Origin of the sequence: Xylanibacter brevis P6B11, from assembly GCF_000621825.1 — a bacterium.
Classification (GTDB): Bacteria; Bacteroidota; Bacteroidia; order Bacteroidales; family Bacteroidaceae; genus Prevotella; species Prevotella brevis.
In genome coordinates, this window is the sequence record NZ_JHXG01000006.1 from 124,517 (window position 1) to 146,261 (window position 21,745).

Here is a 21,745-nt window from a genome sequence, read left to right on the forward strand (position 1 = left end):
CAGGTGTTCAACATCATTACTCATAGCTCTGATTCTCTCCAGAACCGAACGATGGATTCTGTCTCAGGTTCTTGTTCACCTTCAGCTCATCGTTGTTGATGGGCCAGAAGATAGCATCGATTTTCTTGAAGAAGTTCTGCACAAACTCACCATTCGTGATATCGCGGCGAGCCATGGCCTGCGACAGGCGCTGGGTGTTGCCGTCGCGCATCGAGCAGCGCACCAGGTCGTAGTAGCGCTTGCCCTCGAACATCAGTTCGCGCTGGCGCTCACGATAGATCAGGTCTTCCATCTGGGCCTTGGTCTTATAGTCCTCGCGTGCCAACTGCACGGTGGCGATGTTGTTCTGTGCAATCGAGCGGTTGTTCACAGCCTGCACCAGCTTGAAGGCAGCGTCCAGCAATGGCTTGTTGCTGGCTTCGGTTTCCAAGTCGCTACCTTCCTTCGCTTTCATACAGTAGGCCTCAGCTTCCAGCAGCATGATGTCAGACAAGCGGTAGATAATCCAGTTGCTGCTGTTGTAGTGGTGGTCCACATTGCTGATCTTGGCAAACTCGTACTTATTGATCCATGAACCAGGCGTAGAAGAACCGGCAGTCACCATGATGTTCTTATAGGTGTACTTTGCGATGACTTCTGCCGATGTGTTGCAGTTCACGAAGAAACGAGAGTCGGACTTCATGTTCTTATCCTCATAGATCACGCGGCCGCTGGTCAGCGCATAGTCGCCGATCACAACCGTAGAGGGCTGCAGTTCTCCGGCGTTGGTATTGTTGCCATAGAACACGCTGACAGCCGAGTTACCCAGCATCGTCTTTCCAGCTTCGTCATTGTCATAGACCAGCTCGAAGATGGTCTCCGTGCTGTTGCCATTCACGAAGATGCTACTATAAGCATTACCATAGGTGGTGCTGCCGAGGGCGTTGTTCACCAGGGGATAGCCGTTGGTGCGATCGAAGTTGCCGCTGTTCAGCGAGCTCATCGATGTGGTGTTAGCCTGCTGCTCCTTGGCCAGGCTCAACTTGTCGTTGATCACCCATTCAGCGCAGCGAATACAGTTGTCGTAGTCCTGTTTCCACAGATACATCTCGCACAGCATGGCATAGATGGCACACTTGGTGATACGGCCAGTCTGATACTGAGGCTTGGTGGTGGGATAACGCGTAATGGCATTCTCCTTCACACCCTCCAGGTCGGCAATCAGGTTGTCGAGAATGGTGTAGAAAGGCGTTGCTGGCAGATCCATCTTCTGGTCGTCGTCCAGGTACACCTCTTCCGTATAAGGCACGTCGCGGAATGTGCGGATCAGATAGAAATAGCACAGCGAGCGCAGCGCCTTCATCTCGGCGATGGTGGCATTCATTTCACTCTCGGTGTAACCGGGGTCGCGCTCAGCCACTGTGGGCGCATAGTGAATCACCGTGTTGCAACGGTTGATGATGTTATAGAACCCATCCCATGTGGTATAGGGGTTCATGGCGGTGATGTTCTCGTTGAGCACATAGGCCAGGTTCACGTCCTTGTCGATGCTACCACCGGCCATCACGTTCTCGCTGCGGCCCTCGCCCCACACAATCATGCGGCGGATGATGGGATCAGCCTCCAGTCCAGAGTAGCAGCCGGCCACGATAGCATCGATATCGGCTTTCTCATTCCAGAAGTCTTCCAGCACAATCTCGTTCTGCGGCTTGATTTCCAGGAAATCGCTGCACGAAGAGAAGAGGAGCCCCGAGAATGGAACCAGCAGTGCCAGTCCCTTCACCTTTTTATATATATTATAGCTTCTCATAATAGTCATGTTTTGTTTCGATTATCAATTCCTTTAGAAGTCAACAGTTAAACCCAGTGTATATGAACGTGAACGTGGGGTCTGCGCATTATCGATAGCGGGATCGTAGCCAGCGTTCGAGATATCAGGGTCAACACCCGAGTACTTCGTGATGACGAAGGGGTTGTTGATACTTGCATAGAGAGAAATACGGTTCAGACCAATCCAGGTGAGGTATTTCTTCTTGATGGCATACGACAGCTGAGCATAGCTCATACGCAGGTAAGAGCCGTCTTCCACGAAGCGGTCGCTGACCAGCGAGTTGTATGAATAAGGACCATCCTTGAAGTAGTGCATAGCGCGAGGAATAGAGGTGACGTCACCCTCCTTGCGCCAGCGGTAGTTCACAGCCTGGCTCTGGTTGTCGTTGCCAGTCATGGCCTCGGCACGCAGACGTGCCATATTGATAATCTTGTTGCCCACACGATAGTTGAACTGGGTGGTGAGTCGCCAGTCGCCATAGTTGAAGCTGAAGCCGAAACCACCAGTCAGCTTAGGCAGCGACGAACCCAGATAGGTAATATCGAGTGCGTTGATTTGTCCGTCGTGGTTGATATCCTCGTACATGGCATCACCACCGTTGAAGCGCACGTTCTTACCGGTGTTGTCGTTGGTATAGTTATAGACCATACGCACGGGTGTGCCTGTAGCATCGAGAATCAGCTTGCCATCGGCATTCATAGCCACAGGTGCGGTGTAGGGACGCTTCTCCCAACCACGCTCAGCATACCATTCGTCGGGCAGTGTTCCGTTGAGGAAGCCCTGCTGCTCGGCAGGTGTCAACTTGATGAACGTGTTGTAGTTGTGCGTATAAACGCCCTTATACTTGAAGCCGTAGATAGCGCCGAATGGGTTGTGCAGCTGCACGTAGCGCAGGAACTCGCCGTTCTCGTATGAGAAGGTAGAGTTCAGGTTCTTCAGCAGGTACTCGTCCATCTCCAGAATCTCGTTGCGGTTGTTACCGAAGTTGGCATTCAGGTCCATGATGAACTTACCGGCCTTGATCAGACGATTGGTGTTGATGTGGAACTCCCAACCCGTGTTGCGCATCTTACCACTGTTGCGATAGGGAACGTGGGCGAAACCAGCGTTCGAAGGAATGCGGTAGTTCTGCAGCAGCATGTCGGTGGTGGTAGAGCTATAGGCCTCGATGGTCATGTTCAGACGATCGTCGAGGAAGCCCAGGTCCATACCTAAGTTATAGCTTGATACGATCTGCCACTTCAAGTCGGTCAGACGCAGGTTCAAGGGCACCATACCAGCCATGTCGATATAGCGGTCGGTGGTACCATATTTAGAGGTGAACAGATAGTTCTGGTTGGGCTGGTTACCCACACGACCCCAACTGGGACGGATGGCCAGCATCGAGAGTGTTGGCTTCAGCTTCTGCATCCAGGGCTCGTCGCTGACGATCCACTTCAGAGAAACAGAGGGGAAGAAGCCCCAGCGGTTGTTAGGACCAAACTTCGTGGTACCGTCGGCACGCAGTGTGAAGTCGGCCACGTAGCGACCCTTGTAGGCATAGTGCGTAGAGAAGGTGTAGTACATGGAGCGCCACTGGTTGTACCATGAGCTGGGCGAGAAGTTCAGACCGCCGGCAGTAGGTGTCGATACGCCTGAAGCCAGACCGTTGGCACCCGTAGCCTGTCCGTTAGACGAACCAGAGGTCAGCTCAAAGCGTCCCATCATCATCATCGAGTGGTCCTTGTTGGTGAACGCAGGTGTCAGCGTCAGGGTCTGCTTGGTGTTGAACGATACGCTCTTCGAAGAACCCTTCGAGGCACTGTTCACACCACCCTTCACGCCTACGGGGTTCAGCTCCCAAGGATAGTACTTGTCGTCATACTGGTTGAAGATGTTCATATACACACTACCACGCCAGTTCAACTGCCAGTGGTCCTCGTCGGTGCCCAGCAGCTGGTAGTTGATCACCAACTCAGGCGACATGTCGTAGGTGCGGCGCTGGTTCTTAGCCAGGTTAGCACTGGCCACGGGGTTGACATAGGTGCGCTGGTCTTTCTCGAACACGTCCGAGCCGCGCATGGGGTCACCATCGTAGCGGGGACGGCGCATGGTGAAGTAGTCTGAGGTGTCGAGACCCGTCACGGGGTCTTTCACATAGATGCTCATGTTAGGCATGATTCTCTGTGCGATAGACAGCAGGTTGTCAGAGTTCATGTCGTTCTTCGTATAGGTCAGCGCAAAGTTGGTGCTGATGCGAATACGGCTGCTGACGTTGTAGTCCAGAGCCACACGAGTAGAGAAGCGGTTCAGCTTCTGCTTGATCATGGTACCGGTCTCGTGGTCGAAACCACCACCGATACGAAATGAGGCTTTCTCACCACCACCCGAGATGGTAACGTAGTGGTTCTGACGCAGACCCCACTGAGTCACAGCGTCGCGCCAGTCGGTGTTGGCACGGTATTCGCGCCAGTCGGTGAAGCCTTCGTTGTCGCCCATGTAGTTGATCTCAGGGATAGCATCCTTGTCGGCAATCGTACCGTCCTGCATGGGGTTGAAGTAAGCCTCCTTCAACATCATGGTGTAGTCGTCACCACTCAGCAGGTCGTAGCCCTTTGGCTGATAGGTGCCGGTGAGCTTCAGTGTGTAGGTGAGTTTTGGTTTACCGCGCACACCACGCTTGGTGGTCAGCTCGATCACACCATTACCACCCTGCGAACCATAGACGGCCGTAGCGGCAGCATCCTTCAGCACGGTGATAGAGGCGATATCCTCAGGGTTGATGTTCAGCAGCTCGGCAAACTTCTCGTTGTTGGCACCAGCCATATCGAAGTTGTCGAGGCTCACCTCGCGGATGTTGCCATCCACCACGATCAGCGGGTTGGCATCGGTCAGCGACGAGAGTGAAGAGGCACCACGCAGACGCATGGTAGAGCCCGAACCCAGGTCACCCGAGTTACCGATAATATCCAGACCGGCGATACGACCCTGCAGGGCCTCATCGACCGAGGTGATGCCCAGACCCTCGAACTCCTTCATGGAGATGGTCTGTGTGGCATACGAGATCTCTCGCTGTGGGATAGGCAGCGAGTTACCGGTGGCACGCTTTTTTGATTTGATGGTCACTTCCTTCAAGACGGTCTTAGACGTCATCTTGATGTTGTAAGTGGTCTTATTGATAGGCTGCGTGATCGTGTTCAAGCCCACATAGCTGAAGCGGATGTGGTCTTTCGGGTTACGGATCTTCATGGTGAAGTTACCATTCAGGTCGGTAACGGCCGACTCGATGATACGTCCCGTAGCATCGATCTCGCAGACGGTAGCACCCATCAGCGGACCCAGCTCGTCGCTCAGCGTACCGTGAACCGACGTAATGTTCTGTGCGCCTACTGCTGTGGACAACAACAGTGCCAGAACGAATATCATGGATTTAAGTATCTTCATAGTGTTCGTTCCTCCTTGATTATTTAATTACTTTAGCAGCAATGAGGGCCTCTTTGACAGCCACAGTCCATTTCTTCATGTCGGCATACATCAGTGCGCCCGAGTCGTCGAGCAGATGTACCATGGCATTGCTACCCATGAAGAGGCGAGCCGTCTGCTCTTTCTCTGTATAGTTGCCCTGGAACCAATATTCACGCACAATATTATTATAGAGTCCGGGAGTGGTTACCACGTGGTGGGTCTTGCCCTTGGCGTCTTTCACAGAGAGAGACGACTTGGTGTAGGTGGCATTGATGGGATAGAAACGTCCGTTGTCGGGGTTGCGTTTCATACTCTCGTAGTTAGGACCTACGCCATCCTCGGGTGCCATGTCAATACCAATGGCATGGTCGTGCACATGATAGCGGATGAAGTCGTCAACGATGGTGGTCAACGCGTTCTTCACAGCGGTACGCACCTTGGTAGAGTCGGCATCGCTTTGGGCATGGGCATCAGCAAACCAGTTGTTGGCCGTGCAGATACTGTCAATCACGCTGATCTCGATCTTCTCGCCAGGTGAAGAGACAGAGTCGATGCGGGTCTCGTCGAGCTCCTGCCACTTAGGCAGCTTGCCAGCAGCCTGCAGGTCCTCGATGGCCTTGCGACCGGGCACATATACTGTGTAGTTATAGTTATCAAAGAGCTTGAAGTTCTGGTTACCACGATCCTTACCACCACAGTTATAGGTGTTAGACAGGGTCTGTGTCAGGAAGTCGCAGTAGCTGCTGTTCAGCAGGTTCAGGAAGGGCTTGTACTCGCTGTGCTCGTTCAGCACCGTAACCAGCGACTTCTCGGCACCCAGGGGTACCTGAGCCTCCAGTTCGTAGGCCTTACCGTTCTGCTTCAGATATTTGTTCACCACGGGGATGCTGGTGTTGTGCTCCACCTGCCAACCGCCGGCCACCTTCAGGTTGCTGCCGCTGCCGTTGACCTTGATGATAGAGCCGCTCTTGGTCTTGTAGTAGCTGTAGCCACTCTCGATGTCGCCAACCACGATGAGCTGATCGACCAGGTCTTCCATCATCTTCTTGATGACGTTGCGCTCTACCTCGATAGAGTCGGTGCTGCTGTTCTTGACGATGCGACCATCGGCATCGATGGTTGACTTCCATCGCCATGCCTTCAGCTGTGTGCTGCGTGCAGCCACCTTGGGGTCGATGAAGAACTCGATGATGTCGGGAGTCTCAGTGCCCGTTGCCTCTTCCTTCAGTCCGTAGGTGTAGGGATCTACATAGAACTTCATGGCATCGTTGGTGGGCAACAGCAGGCTGTAGTGCTGGTCCATGGCCAGGAGGTAAGGCAGGAAGTTCAGCTCCTCAATACCCCAGTAGATGGCGTTCATGGTCTTGCTGTGTGCCAGTGCAGGATAAACCACCGAAGCATACTCAGCAGGTGTGAAGATGGGCTTGGCGGCATCTTTAGGTTCAACCAGGTAAACCACGCCGTTGCAACCCATGTAGCACTTCACGATGTCTTCCTTCTTAATGCCGAGGCTCTCCTTGGCATCGTTGAGCACGTTCTGGAAGTTAGAAGGCACCGACTCGTAGAACGAGGTCAGCATGTTCACGTTGATCAGCTTGGCCAGCGTCTTCAGGGGCACGCGATCCAAGTCGCCACCATATTCATTATAGAGGTCGGAACCAGGACCTGTGGGGCTCCACCAGTTCTGCATAGCTGCATTGGTGGGCACGATCATGGCGCCGGCATCGAAGTGCATATCGAAGTCCTTATCGTCGCGATAGATATACTGGTTCCATCCTGGATCAAACTTCAGCAGACCGATCTCGTCAGAAGGGATCAGCTTATCCTCGTCGGTATTCACTGGCTTCAGACCTACAGACAGGTTGCTCAGGTAGCGGAAGTTATAAACCGTATCCTTATCGGCACCGGCTGCCTTTCCCTTGTTGGCCTGATAGTCGTTGGTGGCTGTCACATTGCGATAGGGCACCGAGAAGCGGTCCAGAATCTTTGACCAGATAGAGGCTTCGGGCAGGTTGCGGATGATCTCGGCCATGTTGGGCGAAGACTCAATCACACCGTCCACCTTGTGGATGTAACCGTTCTTACAGGTGATGTCGTGACCCTCCACGCGGTTGCCATTCTCATCATAGTTGGGCAGCACGCGCTTGCCGTTGACCCACGACTCCTGGATAGAGGTGGCATGACCATTGGTCAGCAGCGAGAGGTCCTCGGCTGTGATGTTGTGGTAGCTCATGAACGAAGGCAAGAAGTGGATCATGGGGGCAGCCGTCTCATCCTTCAGCACGGGCACGGCCTTGCCGCGTGCACGCAGTGCATTCCATGCGGGATTGTTAGGCATGTCGGCTGGCTGCAGCACCTGGATAGAGTCATAGATGTGGGTTGACGTCTTGCGACGCATGGCCTTACCCTCGCTGGGAGGCGTACCCTTGGTGTTGCCCAGCAACTCGAGCAGATAGGCATTGTCTATCATCGAGTTTTTCAGCAGCAACTTCTTCTGCGAAAGATTCAAGTCTTCATAGCGTGACACGTTCCAGTCGTTGTTCTGGAACCAGGCGTCGTAGGCCTTGTCGTCTGCTACGAAAAGTGTTTTTGAACCTGTCTGATTGAGGACTTCTGCCAAATCCAAGTCCTCAATGAGGCGCACCGTGTAGTTGTAGTTGCCGTCTTCTTGCAGGCGCTGGTAGATGGAGTTGCCCAAATAGGAGGGCTGTCCGGTCAGCACGTCGTCCTTACACGACTGCAGTGCTGAGGCTCCTATCAACGCGCAGCAGGCAGCCATCACCACCCGTCGTCCTTGCGATACGATAGTTGTACGATTCATAGTGTGTTAGTTGTTTATATTAGTTGTTTTTTGTTTCTTCTTTGGGGTTCAGCACGCAGAGGCGCCGAACAGGGTTTGTCTCTCCCCTATCGGGAGACTGTGTAGTATGTGTTGTCATGGTCAGATCATTTAGGTTTTCAAAGGCTTGTATGACATAAAACAAGGGGTCGGAGACAGCATTTTCAGCTGTCCCCGATCCCTTTTATAGGAATATCAGTTGATGATAATTCATTATCAGTCCACTAATTACTTTTGTACTTTACGTACTACCACCTTGCCATTGTCAAGAACAATCTTCTGGATGAAGATGCCCTTCTGAGCGGCATTGGTCTTGCGACCGTCCAGAGTGAAGAACTCAGACTTAGCACCGCGCACGTTGATGGTGTTGATGCCAGATACATCGTCGCTGGCTTCCTTCTGACTGTTCTCACCGAAGTAAGTCAGGGTGAAGTTATCCAACAGAACCCAGTCATCGCCGATCTGCTCTGACTTCTTCACGCCGATGCGCAGCTTGTTCTCAGTTACCTTCACGATGAGGCTGGTCTTGTACAGACCCATATCAAAGAATTGACCGCAAGATACCATGTCGTTAGGCATGTAGTAGGTAGTACCTGCAGCGGTGTATGAGCTCTCATTAGCGATTGCAGGATCATTTGTCAGAGCACCTGCTGTAGCGCAGACTGCAGGAGCAGAGCTGGTCTTGCCGCCGCTAACGGCGTAGAGGTAAGCCTGAGCTGCCTTAGGATTCTTGGTATATTCAGCAAAGTCGTTATCAAAACCACCGATACGGTTGAACAGCTGTACGCCTACTTCATAAGTACCGTTGGGCAGACCGATGATGTCCTGATACATATCAAACGTCTGCTGATAGAACTCCAGAGCGTAAGCACCCTTCTGTTTATCGCTGTTACCGAAGCTGTAGCCAGTAGTGTTCTCCCAGCCCTCGATAGAGTTGGTCTTCACGTCGTTCTCGATCTTCTCGAAGCCAGGAGTCTGGATCAGTGAAGTCATAGGAACAGGGTTTTCATCGCTAGCATCAAGATATGGAGGTGTGTTAACCTTCGTTATCATTTCAGCAATCTTCAGCAGATAAGCCTCTGCGTCAGCATCGGTCAAAATGCCTTGAGCAATCTTACCAGTGATCTCATCGCAAAGGATTGCGGCATCCTGAGCAGCAGCATCGTTGATGGGATTCTCGAGCATACCACCCAGACTTTTATTCGAATTAGCCAGTTTGTCGAACAGTGCGAGAGAAGTCTTTACTCTATCAGTCAGCTCGTAGATCTGAGTCAAGAGAGCGAACATAGCTTTACCGTCTCCCTTGTCTACATCGGCAACAGCCTTAGCAATCAGAGTCACACTATCCTTAACGTTCTTACCATAAGCCTTACCATCGATAGCAGTGTTCAAGTCGTTCAGCGCGCTCTGCATTGCAGACTGTACGACATCTGCTCTGTACTCATGATAGGTCAGTTTGAAGTTATCGAAGATAGCCCAGTTAGGACCAGTGCAGTCACCCTTCACACCAATACGCATAGGATCACCATCCTTAGCTACGAGACCGAATGCTGAAGTCTTATACATACCTGCTGCAAAGGCCTCTGCTGCAGTGGTCATATCGTTGGGGTACCAATTGCCCTCAAACTTATTAACACCACCTTCTGTGTACATAATAGGAGTTTGGCCATCTGCTTCATATCCAAGAATACCGTCAGCCTTAGGCTCTGAGAATACACACTTCAGAGGAGTCTCAGCCTGATTCATGTAAACTACACCAGGAGCAGTCTGTGTACCTGCCAGCCACCTATCATAAGCAGTCTGGTCACGATCTAAGCGGAAGAAGCTCTGTACTTCAATCTCATAAACACCTACAGGGGCATTCTTCAGTTCCTGATAAATATCGAACTTCTTATTGTAAGCCTCGGCACACTTATTGGGGTTACCACCAATGGTAGGGCTACCACTCCAGTCCTCAGCACCCTTCTGGAAATCTGCATTCTTCAGGTAGTAGGTGCAGTCTGTTCCAGGAGCCAGATGCTTCTTGGTCTCAGTGATAATGTCGTCAAACTCAGCAATGAGGTCACGGATTTCGGCGTTGTTCAATTCATGACGCCTCTGAGCATCATACACATCCGCCATTTCATCCTGCAAGTCTTCCTTCCAGTCGGCAGAGATATTCTTGTCAGTCTGAACGGCTTCTGCTTCAGTGTAGAGAGCAGCCAGTTCTTTCCACAAATTGATGTTGGCAATCAGCGAGTCCTCGACAGTCTTGATAGAAGCCAATACGCTGAGAACCTCGTCACGAGTGCTAGCGGTAGCACCAACAGCAGCATTCTCATAAGCCTCCAGATATGATTCAGTGCACTGTGTATTCTTGTCGTACTGATTGCCATTCTTAATAGCTTCTGTCAACCAGTACTGATAAGCCTCAGCCTTGTTGCCGAAGTAGGTCAGTGTGAAGTTGTCGAATACGGTCCAGTCACTGCCACTGTTGTCTTCGGTCTTCTTGACGCCCAGCTTCACGCTGCCACCGTCAACGCTGAAGAACAGATTGTTCATGTACCAGCCCTTTTCGAAGTAGAGGCGTGCAGCTGCGGGGTTGTTAGGTGCATAGTAGGTGACGTCATCAACTTTAACTTCAGCCTCCTCAGCCTCAGGGCCAAAAGCGGTTGCACCGGCCATTGGCTGTGTGTTCAAGCAAGACCAACGTGAGGTGAATGGCTGTGTCATCTCCTTTTCGTCGGCCACAGCATAGAGTTTGGCAAACTTATTGGTGCCATTCTTATACTCATCCCAGCCATTGGCAGCGTTACGGTAGAAGCCGTTGGCACTGAGCATATATACACCCTTAGGCATGTCGGCCAGCTCCTGATAGGTGTCGTAGTTCTTATTGTAGTGCTCGGCAACCTCTGATAAATTCTGATCACCATTACCCCATCCAGGTCCATCACCCTTCCAACCTGTAGCCACGTGGCCATCGAAGTTAGGATTGGTGATGCTTGAAGTCAGGTCGGCAGGTTTAGCTACAGAAGCAGCATCCTCGGCAGCCTTAGCAATAGCAGCCTTCACCTGCGTGATGGCTTCTTCCAGCTGTTCCATAGTAGCAGACTCGTTCAGATAGACAGCCTCCTGATCGGCTACATTCACATTCTTCTCCTTAGCAGCATCCAGCTGAACCTTCAGCTCCTGAGCCTTCAGGAAGACGGCGATAGATGCCTCGTAAGCCTGATAAACTTCGGGCTTCATGAACTGCCAGTCGATTTTCGCTGTATCGCCCAGCTCATCGGCAGCGAAGAAATACAAACGGGTATCGTTTGCATGGCCATTCCAACCAAGGAACATGTCCTTAAGCTCAGTCTTTGTAGCGTTCTCAATACGGTAAGCATCACCTACCTTTGTAACGTTCCAGAAACGATATGTCCAATCGGGCTGGTCAGCCCAAATGCCATTATCGCCAGCATCTTGTGCGACACTTACACCCTTCCAGGCGCCCTTGGCCTCCGCAGAGTCACGGAAAAGTACGCCATCTTCTATTTCTACAAATGCGATCTTGTGGCCCTTTTCACCCACACTGGCACGCGTATTATAATCGTTAGCGCCACAGAAGAACATGTCAGCACCAACATTATACAAATACACCGTGTCACCTTTAACAAACTCTGTAAACTCCTGTGGCACCCCGGGTTTCTGGCGCTCACCGTTCACAATAGTTGCTGTCGCGCCTGTGGCCGAGAGGCTAAGCGCGGTCAAAACAAAGAGTTTTGAGATTTTCATAAGCTAAAATTTGTGAAGTTAGTAAATATATAATATATAGTAGTAAATGTTTGTTTTTGAAAACACACTCTTTCGAATGATTTCGGATGCAAATATAAGCAAAATTTTAATATTGCATATCAATTTTCAAAGTTTTTTTTGCATCAGAACACAAAAAAGTGTAATTTTAACACAAATAAGCAAAAAAAAGATGTATTTGATACACCCTAATTGTCAAAACAGCGATTCATCAAAATCAGGGATTGTATTCACATATTATACAAAAACAATAACGGTACCAGTATCTAAGTGCCACTATTAGAACAGAAAAGCAATGCTTTCGGCATCTAAGAGCACAACTATAAGCACGCAATAGTGCCACTATAACCAATCAAAAGTGCCAGTTTTACCGACCAAAAGTGCCACTTTTGCACCCGATCTAGACTCTAGAATGATCCAATCTAGACTCTAGAACGACCCAATCTAGACTCTAGAATGACCTCATCTAGACTCTAGAACGCACTCATCTAGCCCCTAGACGAAAAACAAAAGCTCCGCTTTCGCATTGGAAAACGGAGCCTATTGCTACACCTTATTATATATATAAGGCGACGAAACGACTAGTATTGCGTTTTAGAAGTCCATGTGATCGAGGGCATCGCTGAAGTCCTTGGGCTCATGGTTCTGAGCTGGATCGCGATAAACCTCGCCCTGGGGCTGCTCAGCACGGGGCTGACGGTCCTGACGGGGCTGACGACGATCGCCACGATCGCCACGGTCCTGACGGGGCTGACGGCGGTCGCCACGCTCGGGACGCTCGCCACGCTCACGACGAGCAGGACGCTCGCGCTCTACGTAGCCCTCGGGCTTCTCAACGAGCACGCGGTGAGAGAGCTTGTACTTGCCGGTCTTAGGATCGATCTCGAGCAACTTCACCTGGATGTGGTCGCCCTCCTTGATACCTGCCTCCTCGACAGTCTCGAGGCGCTTCCAGTCAATCTCTGAGATGTGGAGCAGACCGTCCTTGCCAGGCATGATCTCTACGAAGCAGCCGTAAGGCATGATGCTGCGAACAACACCATCGTAAACCTCGCCTACCTCGGGGATTGCAACGATAGCCTTGATCTTAGCAAGGGCTGCGTCGATGCTCTCCTTATCGGGACCTGATACCTGTACCTTACCAACACCGTCGGCCTCATCGATAGTGATAGTGGTCTTGGTGTCTTCCTGCATCTGCTGAATGATCTTACCACCAGGGCCAATGACAGCACCGATGAACTCCTTAGGAATCTCGATCTGTACGATGCGGGGAACCTGGGGCTTGAACTCGGCACGTGGCTCTGCGATGGTGTCGGTCAGACATTTGAGGATGTGCTCACGACCAGCCTTAGCCTGCATGAGGGCCTTCTCGAGGATGTCGAACGACAGACCGTCGCACTTGATATCCATCTGGGTAGCGGTCAGACCGTCCTTTGTACCGGTGGTCTTGAAGTCCATGTCGCCCAGATGGTCCTCGTCGCCGAGGATATCGCTCAATACGGCATACTTATCTTCGCCGGGGTTCTTGATCAGACCCATGGCAATACCGCTGACGGGCTTCTTCATGGGAACACCTGCGTCCATCAGGGCGAGGGTACCGGCACAAACGGTGGCCATTGATGAAGAACCGTTAGACTCGAGAATCTGTGAAACCAGACGTACGGTGTAAGGGAAGTCCTCGGGAATCTGACCCTTCAGACCGCGCCATGCCAGGTGACCGTGACCAATCTCACGACGACCTACGCCACGCTGGGCCTTAGCCTCACCAGTACAGAATGGGGGGAAGTTGTAGTGCAGGAGGAAACGCATGTAGCTCTTGTCGAGCACATCGTCCACCATCTTCTCGTCGAGCTTGGTGCCCAGCGTACAGGTAGAGAGAGACTGTGTCTCACCACGGGTGAAGATGGCTGATCCGTGAGGCATGGGCAGGGGTGAAACCTCGCACCAGATGGGACGGATCTCGTCGGTCTTACGACCATCGAGACGGATACCTTCGTCGAGGATGCAACGACGCATGGCGTCGCGCTCTACGTCGTGGTAGTAGCGATCCATCATAGCCTCGTAGTCTTCCTTCGAGATCTCTGAATCCTCGGGCAGCTCCTCCAGGAACTTCTCCTTGAAGTCGGCCAGGATCTTCTCGAAAGCCTCGGCACGTGCGTGCTTCTCGAGGGCCTGCTTAGTAACGTCGTAGGCGGGCTGATAGAGTTCCTTATTCATGCGCTCGCGCAGAGCCTCGTCGTTGATTTCGTGGTTGTACTCGCGCTTCACGTCCTTGCCAAGCTCCTTGCTCAGCTCCTTCTGCAGTTCGCACATGGGCTTGATAGCCTCCATAGCGGCCTTGAGGGCGCCCAGCAGATCCTGCTCAGATACTTCGTTCATCTCACCTTCCACCATCATGATGTTCTCGGCAGAGGCACCTACCATGATATCCATGTCGGCCTGCTTCATCTGCTCGAAGGTAGGATCAATCACATACTCGCCGTTGATACGAGCCACGCGCACCTCAGAGATGGGGCACTCGAAGGGAATATCCGAGCATGCCAGCGCTGCTGAAGCAGCAAAACCGGCCAAAGCATCGGGCTGGTCAACGCCATCAGCTGAAAGCAGCATCACGTTGACGAATACTTCTGCGTGATAGTTGCTGGGGAACAACGGACGGAGCACGCGGTCCACCAGTCGGCTGGTAAGGATTTCGTTATCAGAGGCTTTACCTTCGCGCTTGGTGAATCCACCAGGGAAACGGCCGGCAGCACTATACTGCTCACGATAGTCAACCTGCAAAGGCATGAAATCGGTTCCGGGAACTGCATCTTTTGCGGCACAAACAGTGGCCAGGAGTACGGTGTTGTTCATCTTCAACATGACAGCACCATCGGTCTGTTTTGCCACTTTCCCGGTTTCAATGGTGATGGTACGTCCATCAGCCAATTGAAGGGTTTTTGTAATTACGTTCATCTTTTAATACATCTTTAATAAAAAAATACGTGCAAATTTACACTTTTTCAGTTGAATAAAAGAATATTTATCAAAGTTTTACTATTTTTTAATGATTAAATAAACAAAAAAAAACCGAAGTTACTGCGTCTCGGAAGAAAAAACAAACAAGTTTGCTTTGTTCTTCTCTCGACTTTTCGTAACTTTGCACGCAAAATCCAAAACGACAAAAAATGAAAAAGATAGCGTTTCTTCTACTGGCCGCAGCCACAATGGCTGCCTGTAACAACAAGAACACATTCACCATCGAGGGACATATTGACGGCGCACAGGACTCTGTGCTCTACCTGCACCACATGGGCGTGACAAAAGCTGAGGTGGTGGACTCGGTGAAACTGGACGAGAGCGGCGACTTCTGCTTCGAACAGGCTGCACCACAGGCTCCCGACTTCTACGTGCTGCGCATAAGCAACCAGATCGTGAACCTGAGCATAGACTCTACAGAGACGGTCAGCGTGAAGGCTGCGTACCCCGGCATGGCCGCCAACTACGAGGTGGAGGGCTCGATGAACTGTCAGAAGATCAAGGAGCTGGCACTGAAGCAGCAGGCTCTGCAGGAGCGCGTGGCTGCACTGGACCGCAACACGTCGCTGGGACGCGAGCGCGCCCTGGACTCGCTGGAGCACATGATCAATGCCTACAAGGAGGACGTGAAACTGAACTATATCTATCAGGCTCCCAACGAGGCATTTGCCTACTTCGCCCTGTTCCAGACGGTGGGTCCTTGGAATATCTTTGACAAGAACAATCCTCAAGACCTGAAGGTGTTTGGCGCCGTGGCCACCAGCTGGGAGACTTTCTATCCTGAGAGCGACCGCGCGAAGAACCTGCGCAGCATGACACTGAAAGGCATGAACGACAACCGCCAGGCTGCTGCCCGCCAGCAGCGCGCGCTGAACAGCGACATGGTGGTGGAATCGGGCGTCATCGATTTAAGTTTACCTGACAAAAATGGTAAGTTACGCACACTGACTGAGCTGAAGGGCAAGGTGGTGCTGCTGGACTTCCACTCGTTTGGTGCCAAGGACTCTGCGCCCCGCATCCTGGCTTTGCGCGACCTCTATAACAAGTATCACGCGCAAGGCCTGGAGATCTATCAGGTATCTTTCGATGGCGACAAGCACTTCTGGCGTCAGGCCGTAGAGGCCCTGCCCTGGATCTGCGTCTATGACGGCGAAGGCACCTCCATCGTTCGCTACAACGTGCAGCAACTCCCCGAGTACTTCCTCATCGATCGCCAGAACCAGCTGCAGAAACGCTCTGTACAAATCAAAAACCTTGAAGAAGAGATTAGGAAACTTATTTAAGTGAGAAGTGAGAGGTGAGAAGTGAGAAGTATGATTACTTTTGTCATTGAGTTAATCACACAAATCTAACAATACTTCTCACTTCTCACCTCTCACTTCTCAGTAAAAAAAACTCTCACCTCTCACTTCTCACCTCTCACTTTAAAAAAGTCTAATCATACCTCTCAGTTCTCAACTCTCAACTCTCAACTAAAAGTGCATCCCCTCGACAAATTCACGCATTGCCCCGTGTGCGGCAGCAGTCATTTCGAAAAGAATAACTTCAAGAGTAAGAAATGCCTGAGCTGCGGATTCGTGTACTACGCGAACCCGTCGGCAGCGACGGCGGCCTTTATTCTGAACAGCAGAGGAGAACTGCTGGTGGTGAGACGAGGCAAGGAGCCGGCCAAAGGGACGCTGGACCTGCCTGGCGGCTTTGTAGATATGGACGAGAATGCTGAAGAGGGCATGCTGCGCGAGATTGAAGAGGAGACCGGACTGAAGCTGAACAGCCCCAAGTACCTGTTTAGCATTCCTAACCTCTACGAGTATTCGGGCATGACCATCCATACGCTGGACCTGTTCTTCCGACTGGACGTGGATGACAATTGCATCGCAACGGCGGACGACGACGCCGCAGAGGCTATGTGGATGCCCCTCAGCGAGGTCGATGAGACGCAGTTTGGCCTGCAAAGTATCAGCCAAGCCGTGAAACGTTTTCTGAACGCCAATCGTTAAGAAAACAAAAAAACTCCTATATATATAAGGTGGTAGAAACTTTTTTGCTTACTTTTGCACCCCAAAAGTAAACAAAATTGGATTTATGCAAAAGAACTTAGTGATAGTAGAGTCACCCGCCAAGGCCAAAACCATTGAGAAATTCCTGGGCGATGACTACAAGGTCATGTCGAGCTATGGACATATCCGCGACCTGAAAAAGCGCGAGTTGAGCATCAATGACAAGACCATGGAACCCGAATACGAGATTCCCGAAGAGAAACAGAAACTGGTAAACGAGTTGCGCTCGCAGGCCAAGAAAGCAAGTCAGGTGTGGCTGGCATCCGATGAGGACCGCGAGGGAGAAGCCATCTCTTGGCACCTGTGTGAGGTGCTGGGACTGGACGAGGAGAAAACCAAGCGTATCGTGTTCCACGAGATTACCAAACCGGCTATCGTGGAGGCCATCGAGAACCCACGCACACTGGATATGAACCTGGTGAACGCTCAGCAGGCACGCCGTGTGCTGGACCGTCTGGTGGGCTTTAAGCTGTCGCCCGTGCTGTGGCGCAAGGTGAAGCCAGCACTGTCGGCCGGTCGCGTGCAGAGCGTGGCCGTGCGTTTGATTGTGGAACGCGAGCGCGAGATTCAAGCTTTCAAGACGGAGACATACTACAGCGTGAACGCCACCTTTGGCATCACCAACAAGGACGGCTCACAATCGGAAGTGAGAGCCACACTGGGACAGCGCTTCAAGACCGAACAAGAGGTGGAGCAATTTATGGAGATGTGTAAGAACGCCACCTTCACCGTGACCTCGGTGCAGAAGAAGCCCATGAAGCGCACACCGGCACCCCCATTCACCACCTCTACACTGCAACAAGAGGCTGCCCGCAAGCTGGGCTTCACCGTGAGCCAGACCATGATGGTGGCACAGCACCTGTATGAAAGCGGACGCATCACATACATGCGTACGGACTCGGTGAACCTGTCGGCACTCTGTATCAACGCCTCGAAGGAGGAGATCATCCGTCTGTATGGCGAGGACTACAGCAAGGTGCGCCAGTATCACACCAGTTCGAAGGGTGCACAGGAGGCGCACGAGGCTATCCGTCCTACCTATATGGAGAACACCACCATCGAGGGTACGTCGCAGGAGAAGCGCCTGTACGACCTCATCTGGAAGCGCACCGCCGCCAGCCAGATGGCCGATGCACAGATAGAGAAGACCACCGTGGAGATTGCCATCAGCAATGGCGAGACGGTCAACGAGACACTGACCTTTATCGCACAGGGCGAGGTGGTGAAGTTCGACGGTTTCCTGAAGGTTTACCGTGAGTCAATAGACGACGAGGACGAGAACAAGGATGAGTTTGCACACGTGCTGCCACCACTGAAGAAAGGCGACGAGCTGGCTCGACGCGAGGTGCAGGCCGTGGAGCGCAACACGATGGGCCCACAGCGCTATACGGAGGCTTCGCTGGTGCACAAGCTGGAGGAACTGGGCATCGGACGTCCTTCTACCTACGCCCCAACCATCTCGACCATTCAGCAGCGTGAATACGTGGCTAAGGGCGACAAGAAGGGCGAGGAGCATCTGTTTGCCGTGATCACCCTGAAGGGTAAGGTGATGAGCCAGAAGAACCGCACGGAGACCATCGGTTCGGACAAAGGAAAGCTGCTGCCCACGGACATCGGTATTGTGGTCAACGACTTCCTGATGGAGCACTTCCCCGCTATCATGGACTATAACTTCACCGCTAAGGTGGAACAGGACTTCGATAAGATCGCCGAAGGCCGACAGGAGTGGAACAAGATGATCAAGACGTTCTACAAGAGCTTTGAGCCTACGGTAGAGAAAACACTGAACGCACGCTCAGAGCATAAGGCCGGCGAACGTGAACTGGGTAAGGACCCCAAGTCTGGCAAGCCTGTATTTGTGAAGATCGGTCGCTTCGGACCGGTGATACAGATCGGTAGCGCCGACGACAAGGAAAAGCCTCAGTTTGCACACCTGCCCAAGGAGTTCAGCATGGAGTCGGTGACGCTGAAGGACGCCCTGGAGCTGTTCCGCCTGCCCCGCATGCTGGGCACCTACGAGGACGAGCCCGTGACCATCGGCACCGGACGCTATGGCAACTACATCCTGCACAAGAAGATGTACACCACACTGCCCAAGACCATGGACCCGCTGACCATCGGCATCGGCGACGCCGTGAAGCTGATTGAGGAGAAGCGCAAGCAGGAGACACAGAAGCACCTGAAGACCTTCAGCGAGGATCCAAAACTGGAGGTGCTGAACGGACGCTACGGTCCTTACCTGGCCTACGACGGCAAGAACTACCGTCTGCCTAAGAACATGCACGAGCGTGCCAAGGAGCTGAACTACGACGAATGTATGGCCATCATCAATAAGGCATGAGACGTATCATCCTGATAGGCTACATGGGAGCCGGTAAGACCACCATTGGCAAGGCGCTCTCGAAGGAACTGGACATGCCTTTCTATGACCTGGACTGGTACATAGAGAGCCGCCACAGGAAAACGGTGTCACAACTGTTTCAAGAGGTGGGCGAAGAGGGCTTCCGCAAGATTGAGCACTGCCTGCTGCACGAGGTGGCTGAATTTGAAAACGTGATCATCAGTTGCGGTGGCGGAACGCCCTGCTTCTATGATAACATAGACTATATGAACCAACAGGGAGAGGTGATCTATCTGAAAGCATCGCCCGAGGTGCTGTATAAGCACCTGCTGATGGCAAAGGTGGAACGCCCACTGCTGAAGGATAAGACGCCCGAGGAACTGATCACCTTCATCCGCGAACAGCTGGAGAAGCGTGAGCCATTCTACACCAAGGCGAAGCACACGCTCGACGTGAGCCTGATGGACAATTACGAAAAGATAAAAATCACCATAGATAAACTGAAAGACTTGCTTGAACAATGAAGAAATGGACCTTGGACGACGCCCGCGAGCTGTATAACATCAATGGCTGGGGCACAAGTTATTTTGGTATCAACGACAAGGGTAATGTCTTTGTGACACCCTGTAAGGATGATGTGAAGATTGATATCCGCGAGGTGATGGACGAACTGTCGCTGCGCGATGTCACACCACCTGTACTGCTGCGCTTTCCAGACATCCTGGACAACCGCATCGAGAAGACATGGAGTTGTTTCAAGAAGGCTGCGAAAGAGTATGACTACAAGGCCGAGAACTACGTGGTTTACCCCATCAAGGTGAACCAGATGCAGCCCGTGGTAGAGGAGATCATCTCGCACGGCCGCAAGTTCAACCTGGGACTGGAGGCTGGCTCGAAGCCCGAGCTGCACGCCGTGATTGCCATGCAGTGCCAGAGCGACTCTATCATCGTGTGCAACGGCTATAAGGACCAGAGCTATATCGAACTGGCGCTGCTGGCACAGAAGATGGGTAAGCGCATCTTTATCGTGGTGGAGAAACTGAACGAGCTGGACATCATTGCACGCATCGCCAAGAAACTGGACGTGAGACCAAACATCGGTATTCGCATCAAACTGGCATCGAGCGGTAGCGGCAAATGGGAAGAGAGCGGTGGCGACGCCTCGAAGTTCGGACTGACCAGCGCAGAACTGCTGGAGGCGCTCGACATGCTGGACAAGAAAGGCATGCGCGACTGCTTGAGACTGATACACTTCCACATTGGTTCGCAGATCACTAAGATACGACGCATACAGACTGCCCTGCGCGAGGCTTCACAATTCTACATCCAACTGCACAAGATGGGCTACAACGTGGACTTCGTGGACTGCGGTGGCGGACTAGGCGTGGACTACGACGGCACGCGTTCGCCATCGAGCGAGAGCTCGGTGAACTACTCTATCCAGGAGTATGTGAACGACTGTATCTACACCTTCGTAGATGCGGCCAACAAGAACGAGCTGCCCCACCCCAACATCATCACGGAGAGCGGACGCTCGCTGGCTGCGCATCACTCGGTATTGGTGATCGATGTGCTGGAGACGGCCTCACTGCCTGAGATGGACGAGGAGTTTGAACCCGACGAGAACTCTCACCAGCTGGTGAAGGACTTGTATGAGATATGGGACAACCTGTCGCCACGCAACGTGCTGGAGGACTGGCACGACGCTGAGCAGATTCGCGAGGAGGTGCTGAACCTGTTCTCACACGGCATCGTGGATCTGAAGACGCGTGCCGAGATTGAGGCCATGTACTGGAGCGTTTGTCACGAGATCAACGCGCTGGCCAAGAACATGAAGCACGTGCCTGAAGAGTTGATGAACATCGACAAGCTGTTGGCCGACAAGTATTTCTGTAACTTCTCGCTGTTCCAGAGCCTCAGCGACTCATGGGCCATCGACCAGTTGTTCCCCATCATGCCTATTCAGCGACTGGACGAGCGTCCTACACGCAACGCAACGATTCAGGACATCACCTGCGACAGCGATGGCAAGGTGGCAAACTTCGTGACCAACCGTCATAACTCGCACTCACTGCCTGTACACGCCCTGAAGAAGAACGAGACCTACTACCTGGGTGTGTTCCTGGTAGGCGCCTATCAGGAGATCCTGGGCGACATGCACAACCTGTTCGGCGACACGAATGCCGTGCACGTATCAGTGAAGGACGGTCGCTATCACATCGACCAGATCATCGACGGTGAGACGGTAGAAGAGGTGCTGGAGTACGTGCAATACAACCCGAAGAAGCTGGTGCGCCAGCTGGAGATCTGGGTAACAAAGAGTGTGAAGGAAGGCAAGATCTCGCTGGAAGAAGGCAAGGAATTCCTCAGCACCTATCGCTCAGGACTCTACGGATATACTTATCTGGAGTAATCGGAAGATATATTCAAGGAAATAAAAAATGGAAGTTAAATAGGGT

The 21,745-nt window shown here is 52.3% G+C and carries 10 protein-coding genes; 5 read left to right on the forward strand and 5 right to left on the reverse strand.

The features are described 5' to 3' along the window. Positions 1-16: 16 nt before the first annotated feature. From T496_RS0102115 to pnp, 5 genes are all read right to left on the reverse strand, one after another. Positions 17-1,789: a RagB/SusD family nutrient uptake outer membrane protein gene (locus T496_RS0102115; RefSeq protein WP_027449286.1), complete on the reverse strand. Its 1,773-nt coding sequence runs from the start codon at positions 1,787-1,789 to the stop codon at positions 17-19. Positions 1,790-1,822: 33 nt separating this feature from the next. After that, the gene (locus T496_RS0102120; RefSeq protein ID WP_027449287.1) at positions 1,823-5,233 is read right to left on the reverse strand and encodes a SusC/RagA family TonB-linked outer membrane protein; all 3,411 of its coding nucleotides are present in this window, start codon (positions 5,231-5,233) and stop codon (positions 1,823-1,825) included. A 19-nt stretch (positions 5,234-5,252) separates the two neighbouring features. Then, positions 5,253-8,075 (reverse strand): fasciclin domain-containing protein, encoded by a 2,823-nt coding sequence (locus T496_RS13220; protein ID WP_155808591.1) that lies wholly within the window; start codon positions 8,073-8,075, stop codon positions 5,253-5,255. A gap of 246 nt (positions 8,076-8,321) precedes the next feature. Continuing rightward, a complete protein-coding gene (locus T496_RS14325) occupies positions 8,322-11,849 on the reverse strand; it encodes a hypothetical protein (protein ID WP_155808593.1) in 3,528 nt (1,175 codons plus the stop codon). A gap of 612 nt (positions 11,850-12,461) precedes the next feature. Further along, complete coding sequence (pnp, locus tag T496_RS0102135; protein WP_027449288.1) at positions 12,462-14,822, reverse strand: polyribonucleotide nucleotidyltransferase; 2,361 nt, start codon at positions 14,820-14,822, stop codon at positions 12,462-12,464. A 212-nt stretch (positions 14,823-15,034) separates the two neighbouring features. Between pnp and T496_RS0102140 the strand changes: the two genes are divergently transcribed. The 5 genes from T496_RS0102140 (at position 15,035) to speA (ending at position 21,699) form a co-directional block, all read left to right on the forward strand. Next, positions 15,035-16,168 (forward strand): TlpA disulfide reductase family protein, encoded by a 1,134-nt coding sequence (locus T496_RS0102140; RefSeq protein WP_027449289.1) that lies wholly within the window; start codon positions 15,035-15,037, stop codon positions 16,166-16,168. A 195-nt stretch (positions 16,169-16,363) separates the two neighbouring features. Further along, the gene (locus T496_RS0102145) at positions 16,364-16,885 is read left to right on the forward strand and encodes an NUDIX hydrolase (protein WP_027449290.1); all 522 of its coding nucleotides are present in this window, start codon (positions 16,364-16,366) and stop codon (positions 16,883-16,885) included. Between the two features lie 85 nt (positions 16,886-16,970). Next, positions 16,971-19,286, forward strand: coding sequence for a type I DNA topoisomerase (gene topA, locus T496_RS0102150; protein WP_027449291.1), 2,316 nt, complete (start codon positions 16,971-16,973; stop codon positions 19,284-19,286). Continuing rightward, a complete protein-coding gene (locus T496_RS0102155) occupies positions 19,283-19,810 on the forward strand; it encodes a shikimate kinase (RefSeq protein WP_027449292.1) in 528 nt (175 codons plus the stop codon). Before topA ends, T496_RS0102155 begins: the two co-directional genes overlap by 4 nt. Continuing rightward, on the forward strand, positions 19,807-21,699 hold the full coding sequence (gene speA, locus T496_RS0102160) for a biosynthetic arginine decarboxylase (RefSeq protein WP_027449293.1): 1,893 nt from the start codon (positions 19,807-19,809) through the stop codon (positions 21,697-21,699). The genes T496_RS0102155 and speA overlap by 4 nt, the downstream gene beginning before the upstream one ends. Positions 21,700-21,745 lie beyond the last annotated feature (46 nt).